The sequence below is a fragment of the Corynebacterium sp. 401_CJEI genome, assembly GCF_001076435.1.
GTDB lineage: Bacteria > Actinomycetota > Actinomycetes > Mycobacteriales > Mycobacteriaceae > Corynebacterium > Corynebacterium jeikeium_D.
Genome location: NZ_JVIP01000034.1, coordinates 1 through 20,577, shown reverse-complemented (window position 1 = coordinate 20,577; position 20,577 = coordinate 1). Strand labels below are relative to the sequence as shown.

At 57.7% G+C, this 20,577-nt stretch carries 19 protein-coding genes, 2 tRNA genes and 1 pseudogene; 10 read left to right on the top strand and 12 right to left on the bottom strand.

Going from position 1 to position 20,577, the window contains the following annotated elements; all coding sequences use genetic code 11:
- Positions 1–497 (bottom strand): ribose-5-phosphate isomerase (locus tag ADM64_RS07520; RefSeq protein WP_065428891.1); only part of this gene is annotated, 497 nt, incomplete at its 3' end.
- A 228-nt stretch (positions 498–725) separates the two neighbouring features.
- On the opposite strand from ADM64_RS07520, the pseudogene ADM64_RS07515 reads away from it, so the two are divergent.
- Positions 726–1,920, top strand: a pseudogene (locus ADM64_RS07515) (TIGR04053 family radical SAM/SPASM domain-containing protein).
- Positions 1,921–1,956: 36 nt separating this feature from the next.
- Here the strand turns inward: ADM64_RS07515 and ADM64_RS07510 are convergent.
- Positions 1,957–2,601 (bottom strand): DsbA family protein, encoded by a 645-nt coding sequence (locus tag ADM64_RS07510; RefSeq protein ID WP_049193750.1) that lies wholly within the window; start codon positions 2,599–2,601, stop codon positions 1,957–1,959.
- Positions 2,602–2,749: 148 nt separating this feature from the next.
- Complete coding sequence (locus ADM64_RS07505; RefSeq protein ID WP_224783792.1) at positions 2,750–3,280, bottom strand: SMI1/KNR4 family protein; 531 nt, start codon at positions 3,278–3,280, stop codon at positions 2,750–2,752.
- Between the two features lie 176 nt (positions 3,281–3,456).
- Between ADM64_RS07505 and pepN the strand changes: the two genes are divergently transcribed.
- The gene (pepN, locus tag ADM64_RS07500) at positions 3,457–6,159 is read left to right on the top strand and encodes an aminopeptidase N (RefSeq protein WP_049193748.1); all 2,703 of its coding nucleotides are present in this window, start codon (positions 3,457–3,459) and stop codon (positions 6,157–6,159) included.
- Between the two features lie 67 nt (positions 6,160–6,226).
- Positions 6,227–6,625: a globin gene (locus tag ADM64_RS07495; protein ID WP_049193747.1), complete on the top strand. Its 399-nt coding sequence runs from the start codon at positions 6,227–6,229 to the stop codon at positions 6,623–6,625.
- Positions 6,626–6,643: 18 nt separating this feature from the next.
- Here ADM64_RS07495 and ADM64_RS07490 read toward each other — a convergent pair whose 3' ends face one another.
- From ADM64_RS07490 to ADM64_RS07470, 5 genes are all read right to left on the bottom strand, one after another.
- The gene (locus ADM64_RS07490) at positions 6,644–7,447 is read right to left on the bottom strand and encodes a hypothetical protein (protein ID WP_049189871.1); all 804 of its coding nucleotides are present in this window, start codon (positions 7,445–7,447) and stop codon (positions 6,644–6,646) included.
- Positions 7,448–7,453: 6 nt separating this feature from the next.
- On the bottom strand, positions 7,454–7,897 hold the full coding sequence (locus tag ADM64_RS07485; RefSeq protein ID WP_016422286.1) for an acyl-CoA thioesterase: 444 nt from the start codon (positions 7,895–7,897) through the stop codon (positions 7,454–7,456).
- A 135-nt stretch (positions 7,898–8,032) separates the two neighbouring features.
- Positions 8,033–9,703, bottom strand: coding sequence for an energy-dependent translational throttle protein EttA (gene ettA, locus ADM64_RS07480; RefSeq protein ID WP_016422285.1), 1,671 nt, complete (start codon positions 9,701–9,703; stop codon positions 8,033–8,035).
- Positions 9,704–9,988: 285 nt separating this feature from the next.
- Positions 9,989–10,549 (bottom strand): single-stranded DNA-binding protein, encoded by a 561-nt coding sequence (locus ADM64_RS07475; RefSeq protein ID WP_049170979.1) that lies wholly within the window; start codon positions 10,547–10,549, stop codon positions 9,989–9,991.
- A gap of 232 nt (positions 10,550–10,781) precedes the next feature.
- Positions 10,782–12,929 carry a cytochrome c oxidase assembly protein gene (locus ADM64_RS07470; protein WP_049170976.1) on the bottom strand — a complete coding sequence of 716 codons (2,148 nt, stop codon included), beginning with the start codon at positions 12,927–12,929 and terminating at the stop codon, positions 10,782–10,784.
- Between the two features lie 86 nt (positions 12,930–13,015).
- Here ADM64_RS07470 and ADM64_RS07465 point away from each other — a divergent pair.
- Positions 13,016–13,088 (top strand) — tRNA-Arg (locus tag ADM64_RS07465).
- Positions 13,089–13,739: 651 nt separating this feature from the next.
- Here ADM64_RS07465 and ADM64_RS10985 read toward each other — a convergent pair.
- Positions 13,740–14,015 (bottom strand): hypothetical protein, encoded by a 276-nt coding sequence (locus tag ADM64_RS10985; protein ID WP_160313715.1) that lies wholly within the window; start codon positions 14,013–14,015, stop codon positions 13,740–13,742.
- A 366-nt stretch (positions 14,016–14,381) separates the two neighbouring features.
- Here ADM64_RS10985 and ADM64_RS07455 point away from each other — a divergent pair, with 366 nt between their 5' ends.
- The 4 genes from ADM64_RS07455 to ADM64_RS11180 all read left to right on the top strand — a co-directional run bounded on the left by ADM64_RS07455 (position 14,382) and on the right by ADM64_RS11180 (position 16,676).
- Positions 14,382–14,783 (top strand): hypothetical protein, encoded by a 402-nt coding sequence (locus ADM64_RS07455; RefSeq protein ID WP_049193745.1) that lies wholly within the window; start codon positions 14,382–14,384, stop codon positions 14,781–14,783.
- Between the two features lie 47 nt (positions 14,784–14,830).
- Positions 14,831–15,232 (top strand): hypothetical protein, encoded by a 402-nt coding sequence (locus ADM64_RS07450; RefSeq protein ID WP_070438898.1) that lies wholly within the window; start codon positions 14,831–14,833, stop codon positions 15,230–15,232.
- Positions 15,233–15,342: 110 nt separating this feature from the next.
- The gene (locus ADM64_RS07445; RefSeq protein WP_049193743.1) at positions 15,343–16,011 is read left to right on the top strand and encodes a DUF3800 domain-containing protein; all 669 of its coding nucleotides are present in this window, start codon (positions 15,343–15,345) and stop codon (positions 16,009–16,011) included.
- Between the two features lie 542 nt (positions 16,012–16,553).
- Entirely contained in the window at positions 16,554–16,676 is a 123-nt protein-coding gene (locus tag ADM64_RS11180) for a hypothetical protein (RefSeq protein ID WP_255456329.1), read from the top strand.
- Between the two features lie 659 nt (positions 16,677–17,335).
- Here the strand turns inward: ADM64_RS11180 and ADM64_RS07440 are convergent.
- Both ADM64_RS07440 and ADM64_RS07435 read right to left on the bottom strand, forming a co-directional pair.
- Entirely contained in the window at positions 17,336–17,980 is a 645-nt protein-coding gene (locus ADM64_RS07440; protein ID WP_016422282.1) for a TetR/AcrR family transcriptional regulator, read from the bottom strand.
- Between the two features lie 95 nt (positions 17,981–18,075).
- The gene (locus ADM64_RS07435; RefSeq protein WP_042388509.1) at positions 18,076–18,264 is read right to left on the bottom strand and encodes a hypothetical protein; all 189 of its coding nucleotides are present in this window, start codon (positions 18,262–18,264) and stop codon (positions 18,076–18,078) included.
- Between ADM64_RS07435 and orn the strand changes: the two genes are divergently transcribed.
- Both orn and ADM64_RS07425 read left to right on the top strand, forming a co-directional pair.
- Positions 18,263–18,916, top strand: coding sequence for an oligoribonuclease (gene orn / locus ADM64_RS07430; protein WP_049193742.1), 654 nt, complete (start codon positions 18,263–18,265; stop codon positions 18,914–18,916). The genes ADM64_RS07435 and orn overlap by 2 nt on opposite strands.
- Before the next feature lie 142 nt (positions 18,917–19,058).
- Positions 19,059–19,134 (top strand) — tRNA-His (locus tag ADM64_RS07425).
- Between the two features lie 106 nt (positions 19,135–19,240).
- Here the strand turns inward: ADM64_RS07425 and ADM64_RS07420 are convergent.
- On the bottom strand, positions 19,241–20,425 hold the full coding sequence (locus ADM64_RS07420; protein ID WP_049193114.1) for an IS256-like element IS3503 family transposase: 1,185 nt from the start codon (positions 20,423–20,425) through the stop codon (positions 19,241–19,243).
- Positions 20,426–20,577 lie beyond the last annotated feature (152 nt).

The following is a 20,577-nucleotide window of genomic DNA, read 5'->3' as shown; positions in this document are numbered from 1 at the left end:
TCTCTGGTGTTATCCATGATGCAATGACCGCCTGACCCTACCGGGGCAACGCCAGTCTTTTCGTACTCTGCCAGAATGTCGATGCGGCGCTGGTGACGCTCCTCCTCGCTCCACGGCTGGGAGACGAAAGCATCGACGATAGCCAGGGCCTCTTCCTCAGAGTGCATACGACCGCCGAGGCCGATCAGCTGAGCATTGTTGTGCTCGCGGGCGAGCTTTGCGGTCTCCACCGACCAAGCCAGCGCACAACGAGCGCCCTTGACCTTGTTAGCAGCAATCTGCTCGCCGTTGCCGGAACCGCCGAGCACGATGCCCAGGCTGCCCGGATCAGCGACGGTACGGGAAGCCGCCTCAATGCAGAATGCTGGGTAATCATCTGCAGGGTCGTAGGTGTGAGCGCCGCAATCAACGACGTCGTGGCCAGCCTTCTCCAGGTGGGCCTTAATCAGGTTCTTCATCTCAAAACCGGCGTGGTCTGCACCAAGGTAAATACGCATGGCAGCAAGTTTAGCGGTTCCCACGGATTCCACGGCGCCTGCACCCGTTTTAGGTATTGCTTGACGACGTCTCCTGCGCAGCCGAATAGGGTGAAAAGTGACTGTATTTGCGTTTCAGCACGCCTTCGAAACCGGAAATTGGGTGCTTTTACCGTGTCTCCTGCGCCGCAAGCTCACTTCCAAGTCGATCCTGAAGCCCATGGCTCCCATGGGAATCATCACGCACCGGTGGTGCGAACGGTTCGGCATGACATCAACAAGAAACCATTTATTGTCATTTGGGAGGTCACGCGGGCTTGTGGCTTAGTCTGCAAGCACTGCCGTGCAGATGCGCAGCACGAGCCGCATCCTCACCAGCTTTCGACCACCGAGGGCAAGATGCTGCTGGAGACCTTGGCGTCGTATAGCAAGCCGAAGCCGCTTGTAGTGCTCACCGGCGGTGATCCTTTTGAGCGTGATGACCTGGAAGAATTGGTGCGATTCGGCACGGAGCAGGGCCTGAATATGTCGCTATCTCCATCGGTGACGCCGCGGCTCACGCCAGAGCGGATTCAGTCACTGCGTGAGGCCGGTGGCAAGGCGATGTCCATGTCGCTCGATGGCGCGACTGCCCAGACCCATGACAAGTTCCGTGGATTTTCGGGCACTTTTGAAAAGACGCTCGAAATGGCTCCGCACATCAACGAGGCCGGTTACCGGCTGCAGATTAACGACCCTGACCAAGGGAAATATTCATGAGGCGCCAGCGCTGCTGAAGACCGTCATGGAGATGCAGGCCAAGATGTGGTACGTCTTTTTCCTCGTTCCCACTGGTCGCGGTGCGGATTTGGGCGCATTGTCACCGGAGGAACGCGAGGATGTTCTGCACTGGTTGTCTGATGTGTCCAACCGAATTGCCATTAAGACGACGGAGGCGCCGCAGTATCGGCGCGTCGTCATGCAGCAGGAGGAAGCGAAGGAAAAGGGGCTGCCACCCTATGAGGGCGGCGAGCTCTACCGTTACTTGACCGAGGAAACGACAAAGCTGCTCGGTGCTGTGCCGGAAAAGCCACGTCGCCCGCGCTCCCCCATGGCCGTCAATTCCGGGTCAGGTTTTGCCTTCATTGACCACATCGGCGACGTCTACCCCAATGGCTTCCTGCCGCTTCACTGCGGAAATGTGAAGGCCACGCCATTCCAGGAAATCTATTCGAACTCGCCGGCGTTCAAGGCCCTTCGCGATCCGGACAATTGGCATGGAAAGTGCAGCGTCTGTGAATACCACAGCGTATGCGGTGGGTCCCGGTCGACCGCGTACGCGTTGACCGGGGATTACACGGCATCCGATCCAACCTGCGTCTACATTCCGCCGCGGTGGGCTGCGATGAGCGAAGAAGAACGGCAGGCCTCTACCGGGCAGAATGCTGGAGCCGGAGCGGGTTAGCTCTCCTAACTGCGCGCCCCAGCTGCTACTGCTTTCTTAGTCGAAGCGCGGGCTCTCAGTCCGGGAGCGCTTAATCTCGAAGAAGTACGGGTAGCTGGCAAGGGCGACCGAGCCGTCGAAGATCTTGCCCGCTTCTTCGCCGCGTGGGATACGGGTAAGCACTGGACCGAAGAAGGCAACGTCGTTAAGCTTGACCACCGGAGTGCCGACGTCGTTGCCGACCTCCTTCATGGCCTCTGCGTGGTTTTCACGCATGAGCTCATCGAACTCAGTGGTCAAGGCCTGGGCCAGTCGCTCTTCCGGCAGTCCAACCTCTGCGAGGGCTTCCTTAATCAGCTCGTCGAATGCGTGCTCCGGCTCGTCGACATGCGCGTGGCGATCGATGCGGTTTTCGTTGTGGACCTTCGTGCCCAGCGCGGTGTAGAGCTTGTCGACGGCCTCCTGGCCATCCTGGGAGAACACGGCGTTGAACAGGCGTGCCGGGGTCCAGTTGCACTGCATCATGAACTTGTAATCTTCCGGCAGTTCATCGCGGCCTTCATTGAGCACCGACAGGCTCATCGGCTTCCACTCGATCTCGATGTCGCGGACCTTTTCGACTTCCTTAATCCAGCGCGACGTCACCCAGCAAAACGGGCAGGAAACGTCGAAGTAAAAAGTGACCTTGTCTCGATTGCTCATGTGAAAGTCCTCCTAAAGCATTGATTGACTTATCAACGACTATAGGGCGGATTTTTTCGGCTCGCATTCATGAATTCGGATGGGTCCGAAGTTCTACCGGACCTGGTGTTAACTGGCTCCCCCATCGGGCGCCGTCTAAATCGCCTACCTAACCGTTCCAGGGCAAGCCCGTAGCCTCCAGGGAATCAGCGGCAGCCTCCAGGTAGGCAGGCCAGTCGGCGTAGTCCAGGAACTCCGAGCCCACCTCGTGGTCCATGGAGACCATCTTCCCCGAGCGCATGTCCAGACAGTAGTTGTTTCCGCCGAAGTCCATGACCAGTGGAATCCATGCCTCGTGATACCACTTGCCATCCGAGTCGGCGCTGTCCATGCTTTCGGCTTCAAAGTCATCGAACTCGCCGTCGGCCTGCAGCTGAGTCCACAGCTTGTAGTCATTCAGAATCGACTTAGGCGGTGCAATCCAGCCACCGTCCCACGGCTCACCGTCCACAGACGCGTGCCGCAGCCACGAAGCTCGCACGTAGTCTGGCAGCTTTACTCCGAGGTCAGCCTCAAGCTGATCCAGTTCCGCTTCTGTCGCCGGGGCCTCCAAAGCATCGTCGCCAAGCTTTGCTTCAATGCGATCCCACGCCGCGTTGACCCGTTCAACCTTGCTTGCATCATCACTGAGTTCGTACATGAAACGAAGTGTATTCACGTTCGGCTTTGCTCGCATGCCAAAGAAGCCAAAATCTCGCTCAATCGACCGCCAATCGACCGCCCGAATCGACACGCAATGAGCGAGGAAGTCGAGGTCACCCCGCCCACCACGCTACTGCCCGATTCCCAATCCGGGGTCGTGGTTACACTTGTCGCATGACTTCCACGAACCTAACCAGGACCGAGGCCGCCGACCGTGCGGCCATGCTCGAGGTGTCCCACTACGACATCTCCCTCGACCTTACGACCGCACCGGTCGGTGGGCAGCACAGCGCACCAACATTCGCTTCCAAGACCACAATTTCTCTGAAAGCGAAGCGCGCTGGTTCCACCTTTATTGACCTGCGTGATGCGGTTGTCAAGAGTGTGACCATCGACGGCGTCGATGCCACGGAGGCCGCTCGCTATGACAGCGAGACCGGCATTAACGTAGACCTGACCGAAGGTGACCACACCGTCGTTATCGATGCGGACTGTCGTTACACCAATAACGGCCAGGGCATTCACCGCTTCCAGGATCCCGCCGATGGCGAAACCTACCTGTACTCGCAGTTTGAAACTGCCGATGCCAAGCGCGTGTTCGCCTGCTTTGACCAGCCGGATTTGAAGGCGACGTACTCCATCCACGTCGTGGCGCCGAAGGGCTGGAAGGTTATTTCCAACTCGGTAGCCAAGACCGGCACCACCACCGATGTCCACGGCAATGAGGCCGACACCTTCGACTTCTCAGTGGATGTTCCGCTGTCGACGTACCTCGTCGCAGTCTGTGCGGGCCCGTGGCACGAGGTCACTGACTCGTGGACCGGCACTGTCGCACCGCACCCGGAAACCCCTGCCGAGCACCAGCCGGACGGCGAGCTGACCATTCCGCTAGGAATCTACTGCCGCCAGTCCATCGCCGAGTACCTCGATGCCGACACTCTGTTCAAGGAGACCAAGGAAGGCTTCGACTTCTACGCCAAGCACTTCGGCGAGCCCTACCCGTTCGGCAAGTACGACCAGATCTTCTGCCCGGAATACAACATGGGTGCGATGGAAAACGCCGGCTGCGTGACCATCCGCGACGAGTACGTCTTTCGTTCCAAGCCCACCCATTACCTCTACGAGCGCCGCAACGACACCATCCTGCACGAGATGGCTCACATGTGGTTCGGCGATTTGGTCACCATGCAGTGGTGGGATGATCTCTGGCTCAACGAGTCCTTCGCTACCTGGTCGGCTGCCGCCGCACAGGTTGAGGTTTCCGATTACAGCCACGCCTGGACCACCTTCGCCAACGTAGAGAAGGCCTGGGCCTACAAGCAGGATCAGCTGCCGTCGACGCACCCGATTGCCGCCGATGCCAGCGACATTGACACCGTCGAGCAGAACTTCGACGGCATCACCTACGCCAAGGGCGCGTCCACCCTCAAGCAGCTGGCCGCCTACGTTGGTCAGGACGCCTTCCTCGCCGGTGCTCGTCTTCACTTTTCCCGCCACCGCTTTGGCAACGCCACCTTCGCGGATCTGTTGGAGGCGCTCTCCGAGGCCTCCGGTCGCGATCTGTCTGGCTGGGCCGATCAGTGGCTGACCACCACCGGCATCACCACCCTGGCGCCAGAGTTCCATCAAGAGGACGGCAAGTACACCTCCTTCGCAGTCACGCAGGAAGGCGCCGAGCCGGGTGCCGGTGAACTCCGTGATCACCGAATCGCAGTGGGCATCTACAACCTGCGCGGCACCGGCGCGGACGCTGTACTTGAGCGCACCAAGCGCGTGGAAATCGACGTCCGCGGTGCCCGCACCGATGTCCCAGATCTGGTCGACACACCAGTTGGCGACGTCGTGCTGGTTAACGACGACGACCTCACCTACAGCATGATTCGCCTGGACGAAGGCTCGCTTGCCACCGTCATCGACAACATCGGCGCTTTCACCGATTCGATGGCGCGCACACTGTGCTGGTCCGCCACCTGGCAGATGGTTCGCGCAGGCCAGATGCGCGCTCGCGACTTCGTCAACCTGGTGCTTCGCGGCATCCCGGGCGAGGATAAGCTCTCCGTCTTGGAGCGCGTCATCGCTCAGGCGGTCAGCGCCGTCAACGTCTACGCCGATCCTCAGTGGGCCGAGTCCACCGGCCGCGATCTGCTGGCTCAGGGTCTGTTGGACTACGCGAAGAAGGAAACCGACGCCGACCGCGCCCTGGTTTTCGTTAACGCTCTGGCTACCGTGGGCTCGTCGAATAGCGACGTCGCCGACGCACTGCGCGCCATCTACGCCGGCGACGCCGACAAGGCTGGCTTCCCCGCTGTCACTGTCGACACCGACATGCAGTGGCGCGCCTTGAAGGCTCTGGTTTCCGCTGGTCTCGAAGGCGAGGAGGCCATCGCAGAGCTTGAAAAGACCGACAATTCAGCACTCGGCGCACAGGCCGCCATCGCCTGCCGCGCCTCCGTGCCGACGCTCGCCAACAAGTCCCGCGTCTGGGCTGAGGCGACTGTCTCCGGCGACGACGCCCCATCGAACCTTGTCATTCGCCACCTGCTGGCCGGCTTCAACGCGCCGGGCTCGGGTGCAGTGCTCGCGCAGGCGCTTGACGACGACTCCCGCGCCACCATCAACGCGGAGCAGTCGGCAACCTCACTGTCGGAGCACTTCTTCGCTGTTGCCAACAGCTGGTGGAAGCAGTTCTCATCCGAGACGGCACAGACGCTGCTCGAGGGCTTCTACCCCACCTGGGAGATCAGTGATGAGGCAATTGCAGCCGCTCAACGTCTGCTCGACAGCGACGAGACTGCATCGCCGGTCAAGCGCATCATCTCTGAGCAGCAGTTCCTGGTGAAGCTCGCTCTTCGCGCCCGCGAGTTCGACGCGAAGTAACAAGTGATTTCGGCCGGCACTTTGGCCGTTATCGTTTTCGTGGCATCAAGTCGATAGACTTGGTGCCATGACAACTGCTCAGACGCTCTTTGACTCCGTCGGCGGCGAGGATGTCTTCAATCGCATCGTCCATGGTTTTTACACGCGCATGCGTTCCGATGACCTCATCGGCCCGATGTACCCCAGCGATGACTGGGAGGGCGCCGAGGATCGACTCCGCATGTTCCTCGTCCAGTACTGGGGCGGGCCGCGTTCGTACAGCGAACAGCGTGGTCATCCGCGCCTGCGCATGCGCCACATGCCGTTTTCCATCGGCGAAGCCGAACGCGACCGCTGGCTGGAGATCATGAGTGCCTCACTCGCAGACATTTCCGATGACGAGCTCCCCCGCCCCCAGCGCGAAGCCATGTGGAACCACATGGTGCAGGTTGCTGACATGCTCATCAACCGCTTCGACGCGCAGTAGGAATTAGACCCTGCGCCGCTAGTTCAGCAGCGGCAGCACGCCAAAGGACTCGAGCGTAAAGATCGAGCCAAACCGCCCATCCAGCCGGTGCCACCGTCCCTTTGTGGACACGCGCACCGGCTCTTTTTCATCCGGTTGCTCCGGGATAAAGCCCATCGTGCACAGCGCAAACACGTCCCGCATGGTCACGTCCACCACGCTTTTCGACGTCTCCTGCGACTGCCCTTCCCCTGTATCAACAGTGGCTTCACCGGTACCGCCGCTGACAGTGAGAACCTTTTGGTCCAGCAGAGACGGTGGCATGCCCATCGGGCCGGAAGATTCGACGGCGACCGCGCGCCCCTGCTTCTCGAGAGTCCGGAAGGCAGTGGCTGGAACATAGTCGACAACCTGCCATCCTTCCGGCACTGGCAGGAATCCCGGCCAGGAGGACGCCGACTGCGCATGCACGCGGTATGGCATCGCGGTGAGCGAAGCTTCTTTCTCCTCTCCGTCCTCAGCAGTTTTTGCCTGCGCAAAGGCACGCACTGCGATGTCTTTAATCTCCGCGGCGGTGACGATGATGTCGTCGGGAAGCGCGTGCAGCGCAATCGTGCGCATGGCGAGCGGGCCGATTGGGGTCTTCACCCATACCTGCGACATTGCGGGCGCAGCGTTAGGCGCGGACGAGGAACTGATACCAGCGGCGGCGGTCTTACGTACTCGGATGCGTAGCAACGTGCTCTCGTCGAGGGCGTAGGCCTTATGGGCCAGGACGCCCAGGTTCTTCAGGGCATCGGGAGTGCCGAAGGTCAGCTCGGCAGCGGGATGAGAAGTGGTCACGGCGAATTACTTGTCCTGGTCTTCCTTGTTGTCTTCGATTGCGGGAGCTGCAAAACGCTCCAGTTCACGGCGGGCAGACGGGGAGAGCTCGACTGCCTTCGCAGTCTTGAGATCAAACATCACCATCACGGTTTCGAGCACAGCAACGATGTGATCATGCTGGTCGGAGATTGTCTGGCGAAGTGTGAAAGAGGTGCGACCGAAGTTGATGATCTCGGTCTCAACCACAACTTCCTGGGTGTCCGGCAAAATAGCGCGGACGTAGTCAATCTCCAGGCGACGCACCACTGCCGCAGGCATCCCTGCCCCGCCGCCGAGACCGCGCATCACAAAGTCCAGACGAGCCTGCTGGGCGTATTCCAGGAAAGCGGTGTTGTTGGCGTGGCCATACTGATCGAAATCAGACCAGCGGATAGCGACGTTGGTACGAAATGGTGCTGATTCAGTCATACCCAGAACTATAGGCGTTTTCTGGAGCTACGAGCCTGCGAATACGCGAAAGCCCGGGACCTGTGCACTGGTGCGAGCCAGTCCACAAGGTTCCGGACTTTGCCGTTGGCAAAAATCAGATTCGCGCGAAACAGATTATCGGGTCAGGCGACGGTGCGTGACGCGCGACGGGCGTGCAGCCTCCTCGCCGTAACGCTCAATCTTGTTCTTCTCGTAGCCCTCGAAGTTGCCCTCGAACCAGAACCACTTGCCCTCTTCGAAGTTGCCTTCCCATGCGAGGATGTGGGTACAGGTGCGGTCCAGGAACCAACGGTCGTGGGAAATGACCACGGCACAGCCCGGGAAGTTCTGCAGTGCGTTTTCCAGCGAAGACAGGGTTTCGACGTCAAGGTCGTTAGTCGGCTCATCCAGGAGGATCAGGTTACCGCCCTGCTTCAGGGTCAGCGCGAGGTTCAGACGGTTGCGCTCACCACCGGAGAGAACCTTCGACGGCTTCTGCTGGTCCGCACCCTTGAAACCGAATGCAGACAGGTACGCACGAGACGGCATCTCGTTCTGGCCGACCACGATGTAGTCGAGACCATCAGAGACAACCTCCCAGACGGTCTTTTCCGGATCGATGTTTTCACGACCCTGGTCAACGTAGCTGAGCTGAACAGTCTGACCGACCTTGACCTCACCGGAATCCGGCTGCTCCAGACCCACGATGGTCTTGAACAGGGTGGACTTACCCACACCGTTCGGGCCAATCACACCGACGATGCCGTTACGCGGCAGGGTGAACGACAGGTCCTTAATCAGGACGCGGCCATCAAAGCCCTTCTCCAGGTCCTTGACCTCAACAACCTGGTTACCCAGGCGCGGCGGGGTCGGAATCTGAATTTCTTCGAAGTCGAGCTTCTTGTACTGCTCGGCTTCCTCCACCATCTGCTCGTAGCGCTCCAGACGGGCCTTGTTCTTGGCCTGGCGAGCCTTCTGCCCCGAGCGGACCCACGCCAGCTCATCCTTCAGGCGCTTCTGCAGCTTGGCGTCCTTCTTACCTGCAACCTCAAGGCGCTCAGCCTTCTTCTCCAGGTAAGTCGAGTAATTGCCCTCGTACGGGTAGAGCTTGCCGCGGTCGACCTCACAAATCCAGCCAGCGACGTGATCCAGGAAGTAACGGTCGTGAGTCACGGCCAGGACAGCGCCCGGGTACTTAGCCAGGTGCTGCTCGAGCCACAGCACAGACTCGGCGTCCAGGTGGTTAGTCGGCTCGTCGAGAAGCAGCAGGTCCGGCTCGGAGAGCAGCAGCTTTGCCAGTGCTACACGACGACGCTCACCACCGGAGAGGTGAGTAACCGGCTCGTCCGCCGGCGGGCAGCGAAGCGCATCCATTGCCTGCTCAATCTTGGAATCCAGCTCCCAAGCATCAGCGGCGTCGAGCTCCTCCTGGAGCTTGCCCATTTCTTCCATGAGCTCGTCGGTGTAATTGGTGGCCATCTCCTCGGCGATGGCTTCAAAACGAGCCTTCTTCTCGAAGATGTCGCCGAGGCCCTCCTCGACGTTGCCGCGAACGGTCTTCTCCTCATTCAGCGGAGGCTCCTGCAGCAGGATGCCGACAGTGGCGCCCGGCTCCAGGAAAGCTTCACCGTTACTCGGCTGATCAAGGCCAGCCATAATCTTCAGAATCGACGACTTACCTGCGCCGTTCGGACCGACCACGCCGATCTTTGCGCCCGGGTAAAACGCCATGGTGACGTTGTCGAGAATAACCTTATCGCCGTGCGCCTTGCGCACGTTTTTCATCTGGTAGATGAACTCACCCATGGTGGAATTTCGTCCCCTCGTAGAAAGGAAATAAGCAATCCCTGTAGAGGTTACGCATAGGAACCAAAAGGCACAATCTACATGGGCGTACCCGCAATCCTTTCCCACCAAAATCTCTGCCAGGCTCCTAGCAAAACTAGCTGCGAGATAACGCTGCCGAATCGTATGCGATCCCTCCCCTTTCTCAGCAGCGTCACCTCACGTGCAGTAATTACCCCTCCCCTCTTTCCGCTCTTTCAGCGGCTCCCCCTCATTCCGCTCTACAACGATGTACTGGCTCCTGGGTTAGAACGGCGCACTGACTCCTGCATCAGCCATTTCTCGCTGCTCCGAACTAGCTGCACCTGTGTTCCCCGCCTCACCAGCGCCGCCCGTACTAGCAGTGAAGGTGCGCACGGCCCCGGCCTGAGACGCAACTGTCTCAGTAACCGAAGCTTCCGAATCCCCAGTCGATGACTCACCAAGACCAGTCGGCGACTCATGCGGCTTCTCAGTCATAGTCTTCACCGTTGCCAGGTGACGGCGCAGATTCGGACCTACCGCCTTAGCAATGATCTTCTGGCGCTGATGCTTCGTACCATCATCGCCCTCCCAGCGATCCGTACGAACGTGACCGTGGACAATGACGGCTTGGCCCTTCCACACCGTGTTATTCACGTTCTCGGCGAGCTTGCCCCAACATTCAACATCAAAATATGACGTCTCCGACTGCTCCCAACCATTCTCCCCCTTCCATGACTTGCTGGATGCCACAGAAAACTTGCAGACCTTTGCCCCAGAATTGGTATTTCGATTTTCCACATGATGGACCACATTGCCCACCACGGTAATAACTGCCTCAGACATCGGGCTCCTCCCCCAAAGAAAGCGTTTACCTACTGCGGCCGAATAATTCGAAGGTGTCTCATTCGTGCCGTGCCAATTACTTTTCCGGCTTCGAGAAACAAATGAAAGAGGTACATAAAAAGCCTGTGGATAAGTTTGTCGAAAAGACAACTATCCACAGGCTACGTATGAAGTTGAGGGGCGAAGTCGCGGCAATCCTCGTCGTCAAGCATGCAAAATCAGCTTAACGACGCTACCTTCCGCGCCTCTTCGAGGCATCAATCGGATTATCCATGTGCACCGGATGCTGCGCGTCAACCTCCGAGGTGTAGTAATCGCGCTCATCCTCGCCGCCAACACCGACCTGCTGGCTCATGCGAGCGAGCATTTCGTTGTAAGCGGCCAACTCCTCATCATTGTTGCGGTCCGCGACGCGGTCGTAGCGGGCTGCATCCTTTTCATCGGAACGCCGCCACTGTACAAACAGCGCAACGGTGACGATGTAGAGCGGAACCTCACCGGCAGCCCACGCGACGGCACCACCAACGTTCTGATCTTCCAGGAGATTCACTGCCCAAGGGAGATCCAGGCTGGCGTAGTAGGTCTCGGCAAGCACCTGCTGCGACTGCATCAGCGAAATACCGAACCAAGCGTGGAACGGCAACGACCCCATCAGCGTGACCAGCTTGACCGACGGCTCAATCTGCTGTGGTGCAGCATCGACACCGATAATGACCCAGTAGAAGATGTAACCGGAGATCAAGAAGTGGATGTTCATGAACACGTGGCCCGCGTGCTCATCAGCCAGGAAGTCGTAAATCGGTGTCATGTAGAGCAGGTAAAAGCCCGCGACGAACTGCACCGTTGCCACAACCGGGTGCGTGAGGAAACGCGACACCGGGTTGTTGATGAAGACCACCAGCCACTCACGAATACCAGGCAGACCATCGCGGCCGGCCGGCTTCAGCGCACGCAGCGCGAGCGTAACTGGGCCGCCCAGGACCAGCATGACCGGAATGCCCATGGAGTAAAGCATGTGGGCGATCATGTGAACCGAGAACAGAGCCGGCATGTACACGCCCAGCGCGCTGCACGAAGTAAACAGCAGCGTGGCACAGCCGGCGAGCCACCACAGGGTGTTGGACAGCGGCCAGGTACCGCCGCGCTTCTTCAGCAAGTAGAGCCAGTACAAGTAAATCCACGCGGCAATGATGGCGGCAGAGCCGAAGAAGATGTCAAAGCGCCACTGCGTGAACATGGCCTCCCAACCGAATGGGATCTCCAGGTTGTAACCTAGCTTGACCTGCATCTGCGTAATCGACGGCAGGCCCTCACCGCCGGCCTGCTCAGAGAAATTCGGTGGCGGCGGAGTACGGCCCAGAGCTACGGCAACGCCGATTGTCAGCGCCATGATGATGACCTCGACAATGGCCAGACGCCAGAATGGACGATTCGACTGAGCGCGCTCAATCTCCGGAATGGTGATCTTGCGGTGCACATAGCCGCATAGGCCCAGCAAGATAGTGAGAACGGCCTTGACCAGCACCATGATGCCGTAGTTGTTGCTGACCAGGTCAGACCAGTCAATGTTGATGGCTGCGTTAATGAAGCCGGAGGCAGACATGGCGATGAAAGCCACCAACGCCACGAAAGAATAGCGCTTCACTACCTCTGGCATCCATTCACCGCGACGACGCGCGTGGCCAACCAGCGCCATCAAACCGCCGACCCAAAACACAGTGAAGGTCAAGTGCCAGATGTAGGAGTTAGTGCCGTAGTCATGGGCACCACCGGAGGCATTGTGGCTTACAACCGCCAGCGGCATCATCGACACCAAGCTGATGGCGAAGAACACCGGCTGCCAAATCCACTTACGAGTCAGCGATGAACCAAGCGCCACAATGCCCGCAAAAATAGCTACCCACAGCCACGCCAAGCCCTCCTTGGTCTGCTCCAACGACACAGCCCAGTTACTCAGCTGAATCGTCGTCGACAGCGGCTGGCCCGACACATCGGAGAGCACCAGCGGAATCTCCATCAGCGCCATGAGGCCCCAGCCGAGCATGGCCCACATACCCGTGCGGGATGCCGTGTAGCCGTCGAGGCCCAAAGTGCCGTCGGCACGCTGCTTCGTACCGAAAGCGGCGAGCATAAACGAACCGACACCGAGGCAGGCGAGCAGCTCACCGGCCGCCTTCGCGAACGGGAACCCGAAGGTGGTGATTGTGCCGGGATCGGGAATACCCAACGTGGCGCGCGAATCCATGTTGAACGCCATCGAGAGCAAACCAGCTAGAACGCCGCCGATAAGTACAAAAACAACGTACCAACCAGCAGATTTACGGACTTTCTTATCCTTGCTAACAGGCGGAGAGGTCTCGGCCTTGGTCGTGGCAGTCATAGCCCTAAGCTTAGCGACCAAAGTCCCTAGAACAGAACCGGTTGTGATTGGCTACATTAGAGACGCTACAATGCTTTTCTTAGCTAGCCTCCATAGCTCAGTGGACAGAGCAGTCGGCTTCTACCCGATTGGTCGAGGGTTCGAATCCTTCTGGGGGCGCGTTTTCTACCCCCGTCTTGAACTGGTGTTTTACGAGTTCAGGCGGGGGTTTACCCTATCTAACTACCCCCGCTAATGTAGGCTCAGATTGGCTCTTGTTGGTTTAAATGCAGCGGAAATGCAGCGGATTTTGGGCATGAAAAAGGTGCCCCACCGGCCAGCTGTTCGGAAATCCCGAACAGCTCAAACCAGCGGGGCAACGGCTCTTCATTAGTTCTCGGTCGGTGGATTCCTGGCTGTCGGTAGCGCCTGCGAATCTCCCACACTTGGTGCCGCAAACCGGCGCTACATCCGAGCCCGTGAACTGGCTCAAGCACCCCGCTCTGGTAACCCGCATTCGACACCAGAGCAGAATATTCCGCAGCCCAGATAGCTGCCGGGCTACTCATCTCCCATACCAAGTACGCTGCAGCGGAAGCAATCTACGAACCAGCCACTGGGGCCATAGCCCGGGAATTTGATGTCGCCACTCAGCTACTGCCAGTGTGGCGAGAACTGCTCGAGAGAACACGAACATGCGGCGGGCGACGTATCGGGGGTGTTTTACACTAGGTTTTGAGGTCAAATTTACCCCCGTCGTGTGGTCAAAGATTGAAAACCATTCACCTTAACGCAGAATAAGGGCAGTCATAAAGAACGCCAAGAAAGGAATCATGCGATGGCCGCCCACACCGCCAAACGAGTCCTCATCATCGCAGCCTGTGTTGCAATTCCGTTCGCCGCTGCCTGCGGATCAAACAACGACCCCTCCCCATCAAGCAGCAACATGTCGACCAGCTCGACATCAACGCCCTCGCCGTCAAGCACCACGTCCACTGAATCCACCACTGATTCTCCGTCTGAATCATCAAGCCCAAAGAACAGCCCCAACCCCACCCTCGAGCACACCACCGAACCTACCTCTTCGCCCCGTGGAGGTGAGTCCACGTCCGCACGCCCAACCGGGTATACCGAAGCCCCAGGCCAAGCAGAACCATCTGAAATGAACAAAACCGTGGCATCCTGCGGCGACCCCGCTTTGCATGAGACCGGGACAACATTCTTCACCGACGGTTCAAGCGGCTGGACGCAGCAGTGCGCCTCCCAGATGATGGCGCAGCAGCCGGCGGCGACACCAGAACCAGCTCCGGCTCCCGCCGCGCCGGCTCCTGAACAGCAAGAATACTACGTAACCCCAGGCGCTTACTGTTCAGGAGGAGGAACAGGAGTCAGTAAGAACGGCACACCTATGACCTGCGCCGCCGGCCCGGACGGCCAAGCCCGCTGGCGCTCTCAATAAACAAAGGAAACGCAATGACTTTCGAAGACCGCACTACGCAAGCCGCCGCAAGGAAGCCGTTCTATAAGCGCTGGTGGTTCATCTTACTGACGGTGCTAATCGTTCTCGCCCTCGTATTTTTCGGTGTGGTGTTATACGAGGCAAAGCGCATCGCCGGTGATATCGACGCCTCAGTTGATGATTGCAAGGAGCAGGTCATCAACCGCGCTAAATACCCTGGGGGCGCGAGAATCGTTGACTACGACGTGGAACATTCTCCTGTAGAAAATTCCAACCACGCTGTTCGTGTAACTGGTGAAGCTGACTTCCCAAATGGATTCGGGACACCGGTGCGGATGACGTTTGAATGTCCAAACATCATCGTATTCGGCTCCGACGGATACAAAGTGCTCGATGTATATGTCCACGAAAAGTAAGGCCGTCTCTCTCCCCCCCCCTTCCCTTATCTAGAATGACGATTCACATGAATAAGAAATTCCTCGCAGGCGCATTATTAACCACGATTCTCGTCAGCGCCTGTGGCACTGACGAATGGGCAAGCGCTGAAGACGAACGCGATGCATACGCATCTCTTCTATGCAGCCGGGCACTTAAGGATGACGCGGCAGCACAGCAGGTGTTTACAGAGATCCTTACTAACAAAGATGATTACTCGCATGCAGATTACAAGGCTGCGATGAAGGGGATGCTGCATCTGGAGGGCGCCGAGGCTATCGGCGGAGAGAACCTGGAGATTGACGCTGCGGGTGACGGGTCATGCAGTGGGTGGCTGTGGAATAAGTACCGGGAGCAGAATTGGGATGACGAGCAGATGCGGAATTTTAAGCCGTCTGATGCTCGTGAATTGGGTTTGCTTGAGGATTAACGGTAATGGGAAGAGGCGCTCAATCCGATACAGCATCAGGGAGCGCCCCACTCCTACGCCCCCGCAGTATCGACGGAAACAAATAGTGCGCTCAACAAGGTGAGATCCCATTGGCAAAACGTGTCTATCTTTACGCTGACGAAACAGGAAACCTCGACTACACAGGAACACCTAACCCCCAGGGTGGTGGCGCCTCAACATACTTCGGTTTCGGCACCGCAACCTTCAGCACAGATCATCACGGCGACAATCTGCTCCAGGGGCTTCATCTAAGGGCTCAGTGCGCAAAACAAAATATGAAGCTCACTAGGGGCTTCCACGCTGTCGATGATTCCGCGCGGACCCGCAATGAAATGTTTCAAGAAATCAAAAGACAAGCGCCACGGTTCGACACAACCTTTCTCTACAAATCCAACGCTTACGAATCTGTTAAGCAAGCAGGACCTATGCGTTTATACAAGATGGCGTGGTACCTGCACTTAAAGGAGATTGCACTACAGGTATCCCGACCTGAGGATGAGCTTTTCGTAATCGTGGCCGAGTTCGGAACCAAAGGAATTCGAAAGGCCGCATTCGAGGCGGTCCACGACGTCTGCCAACAAATTAAACGAAACATCACCTTGTGTGTATGGACATCACAATCAGCCTGGGGGCTCCAAGTTGCTGATTACGGATTATGGGCAGTGCAGCGACATCTTGAAGGCAAAAAATGCTCTTGGTACAAGCCGTGTATCGAGCCAACTCTTGCTAGTACTTTCACGCCCTGGGGAATGCCTTAGACATGCTGAAACCGGCTATCTCACCTATCAGGGTGGGAAGTCCTCCCCTGGAGGACTTATCGCCGGTTTCAACCTCATTTTACCCACACCAGAAAAACTACGCAAAGGACACCACCTAACGCGCCCCAACATGACCGATGCAGACTCCGCCTGCGAACCCTGGCGCGTAACAGACTGAGCCCCAGTAGTGACATCAGTCCGCGCACGGATCAACTACGTAGCGAACGGACGCACCTCAAGAACCATCCCACTGCCCTCGGCAAGCGTGAACAATACAGAAAGCAAAAAGGCTCAGTGCCGAAGGACCACTACCGCGCACCAGACGGCACTACCCAGCCAGATCAAGGCTTCCGCAAGAGATGAACGCGTCGCGTGTTCATGTGGAGCCGTACTGAGGTTTAGCAGTTTGGCCAGATTAAACGCTCGGATGTGCAAAACCTGCCGTCAACTTTCAGCGTTGGGGCGGCCACGGTGAGGAAAGCTCATAGCTGTCTGCAAAAAGTTCTCGATGTCGCAGCCGGTGAAATGGCGCTGGCCGTGGTGTGGGCCTGCCGAGCAAACCGGAAGCTGCCAAGATGTACCTGGCCGCTGAGCGGGTCAAGAAACTAGACAAAGACTCCAAGCGCGCTGAGCCCATCTCGCTTCTGGCAACCGCCGGACTGTAGTAGAGCAAGGTGACGGTACTGCGAGTACGTGACGTTTTTGTTCTGCGCGGTCGTATGCATGTGGAGCGAAGCGCCGTGACAGTTCGGTGAGAGGTCATTACCGGCACGCCGAAGATCTATGAGCAGCTGATGGTGGCGGCGCCGAAGCGGATCACGCGGAGGCTAAAGCCACATTTGAAGGATGAGTTTCCGGATGCGTTTCTGTGGCTTGCGATTGATGGTGACCCGTTGCCGACGCCGAGTGAGCCGGATTGGTATTACTGAGATCTTGAGCGGGTGATGAAGGAATACGGAACGCGTATGTGATGCCGCACGGCCTGCGGGGGACTGACGAAAGGCAGCGGCGCTAACCCAAGGATTGAACAGCGCCAGCCCGGCCACCACTCTGCCGCAATGAGCCTAGATATCTACGTAGAACTCAAGGAAGACAACCTCGATACTGTCGCATAAGGTATCGAATCTGCTTGGTGATAGCCAGGTAGGTTAAATCTGCCCGTCGCTTTCTAGTTCAGGTGTCGTGGGAATGTCGTGGGGTGGCGCCTATTTGCCCTGTTCATACAGGTAGTTGGGGTTTTCCAGGTGGGTTCGAATCCTTCTGGGGGCGCAAAAATAACCCGCCTGAACTGGTTTTATACCAGATGCAGGCGGGTTTTTACTTCTTAGTTCTTCTTGTTATCCGCAGGATCCGGGCGCAAGTAGCGGTCAACCATGTCGACGACCTCTTCGACAGATTCCTTGTCTAGCGTCGCGTCCTTGCCATCCGGGCGCCACACCAGCACCATCGTCTGAATCAGACGGTAAATGTTGCGCGCCAGCAGATATGGATCGTGCTCGCGAATAGTGCCGTCTTCCTGCCCGTGACGGACACCGGGGAGAATGAATTTCTCCACAATTTCCAGCTGTGTATCGCTCATCTCTCCAGTGAGCGCTTCTAAGACACGGTCGGGATCTGTCTTGACCAGGCCAGGGAAAAAGTCACTTTCGATGATGCGTTGAACGACGATTCGAATACGCAGCAACATGCGAGCGCGCGAATCGCCAGGGACATAGCGGAGCCCCTCAAGCATGTGCAGGATTTCGCGGTTGGTCACTTCCCCCAGAAGCTCACCAATGTCAGCGTATCGACGATATACGGTCGGACGCGAAACTCCTGCCTTGCGAGCAATTTCTGCAATCGAAGTCCTACGCAAGCCCACAGTCATTACGCTTTCGCGCGCAGCGGCAATGATGACATCATCGACGGATGGTTTCTGTGCCGCGGTGGTGCTTTGAGCAGCGTCGCCAACACGCCTCGTCTCATCCATGTAACTATTTCTCCCGTTGGAATCCGAACTCAGAAGTAATTTTATCAGGCAAATAGGTCGATTTAGTTCATGCCCCGTTGTCCAATTCTAAGATCTTACTTTCCAGTTAATTTCGTTTCCCCCACAATTCGCTCCACAAACCACACGGCAATCCACACGCCCGACCACAGCACAATCCACATCGCTAAGCTGGGCGTAGTCAGCGTGTGCCCCACAGCCCAGTCCGGGCACAAAATAAGGCGCACTGCAGAATCATGCCGAATCTCAGCGAAAGGTGAAATCATGGCTCAGCCCGATCCCGACCTCCAGCTCTCCCCTGAGCTCGACCGCATCGTGTGGATTGACTGTGAGATGACGGGCCTCGAACCCGAGCGCCACGTCATTGTCGAAATCGCGGCTCTCGTCACCGATGCCAACCTCAACGTCCTCGGGGAAGGCGTGGACATCGTCGTGCACGCGTCCGAGACCGAATTGGCGCAGATGGATGATTTCGTCACCAAGATGCATGCGAAGTCCGGCCTGGATCAGGAAATTCGCGACAGCAAGACTAATGTCGCCGACGCCGAACAGGCTGTTTTGGACTACATCCGTCAGTGGGTTCCCGAGCCGCGCACCGCCCCACTGGCAGGCAACTCGATTGCCTCCGACCGCAAGTTCATCCACCGCTACATGCCAGAGCTCGACCAGCACCTGCACTACCGCATGATTGATGTCTCTTCCTTCAAGGAACTTGCCCGCCGCTGGTACCCCCAGGTCCTCAAGGGCGCTCCAGAAAAGGGTCTCGCTCACCGAGCTCTTGCAGATATCAAGGAGTCGATCCGCGAGCTGGACTACTACCGCCGCGCCATGCTTCTACCCCACCCCAGCCCCGAAGGCGACGCTATTTCTGCCGCAAGCAAGGAATCGACGGAAAAGTACGGTGAGATTCGCGGCTAGCTCGCTTTACGACGACCCAAACCCCACCCTTTCCCAAATTTATCCGGGTTGACCTGCTGTTTTTGTTTCCAGCCCACTGTGGGCTACCATATAGTTCGCTGCAGAGATGAGCTGAGAATACAGCTCCTTTAATGCGGTAATGGTGACTGTAGTTCAGTTGGTAGAGCACCAGGTTGTGATCCTGGGTGTCGCGGGTTCGAGTCCCGTCAGTCACCCCAAGTAGAACCCTCGGCCAGGTTTTTCCGGGCCGAGGGTTTTTGTGTTTCCGCCTTAGCAACTGCGGGTTAAGTAAAGAAAAGTGTGTCTTTTCCGGGCGTGTTGCGGTTATTTGATCCAGCCTTTTTGGATGCCGAGGTTGTGTTGGTAGCTGGTGTCGATGGCGGTGTCGTATTCTGCTGGTGCACCGATGTCATTGGTAGTGGCTGTGGTGTTGTGGGTGATCAGGTCTGTTGCTGTGGAAAGTGCGTCTTGACCCCATCGTTGGTCCCTGGCGATCTTGACCGGATCGTCAGGGACTTCTGTATGTAGATACAGCCACCAATCCATCACTGTGCGTTGATGCGGTAGTGATAGTCCGCGGTGTCTGCGGGCTAGTTCTTTTATGGGGGCGTTGATGCCACCTTCGAGGCTGTTTGTTGTTGCTGCAAGGTTGTCGGGGTCGATGGTTGTTGGTGGGGGTTGCAGGTAGGTAAACAGCAGGTCTCTGCGGTGCAGAGATAGCAATGATTGATAGGCCGCTCGGACGCGTTGGTGGGTGTAGACCTTGGTGTAGGCGCCGGTAACGGGGTCTTTGATGGTGGTTTTCTCGTTCATCCATTCCCGGTAGGTGTGGTCGAATTCGTGCAGGTGGGCGACCCATGTGGATGCTTGGTCAAGGTCGGTGATGCGAGTGAGTTTCAGGGCTAGGCGGTAGAGGGTTTTGCCGGCATCGGTGCGGGGGTTGCTGGTGGTGTGGCGGCAGACTGTTCGTTGGGCGTGGACGAGGCAGCGTTGGATGCGTGTTGTTGGCCAGCAGTGGTGGATGGCTGATTGGGCACCTTGTCCGCCGTCTGTGACTGCGATTAGTGGTGCGGCAATGGGGCGTAGGAGTTCGGTGTAGGCGGCGGTGGTTTCGTGTCTGGCCCAGGTCCAGTTGATGACGTGGGTTTTACTGGCTGCGATCAGGAGGCATCCGGACTTTAGATAGGTCGCGTCGAGGAAGATTTGGTCATGGATGCGGAATGAGTCGATGGTGGGTGTGGGGATGATCCACCAGCACCATCGGAATCGGTGGTGCATGGTTTGCCTGGTTACGCCATGGTGTGCGGCGAAGGTGGTTAGAGATTGGGTGCCGGTGGCCCATTGGATGAACAAAGCCATGGTGGCGGTGTTTTTGTTGTGGGTTTGGGTGTTGCGGGTAAAGGAGTGTCCGCAGTGGGTGCAGCGCCAACGGGTGGTTGATTTGCTGGTGGTGCCGTTTTTCTTTGTGTTGTTGCCGCATAGTGGGCAGCTGGGGCGGTTGGTGGTCATCCTTTAATCCAACCGGTGTGCGGTTAGCACAAATGTGGCCGGAGGTGCGGGATGGTGTGGGTAATAGCTTTCGGGGAGCTATTCTTTGGTGATTTGTGGTGTGTGGTCTGGGGTTATGGTGGCATGCGGACACACTTTTCTTTACTTAACCC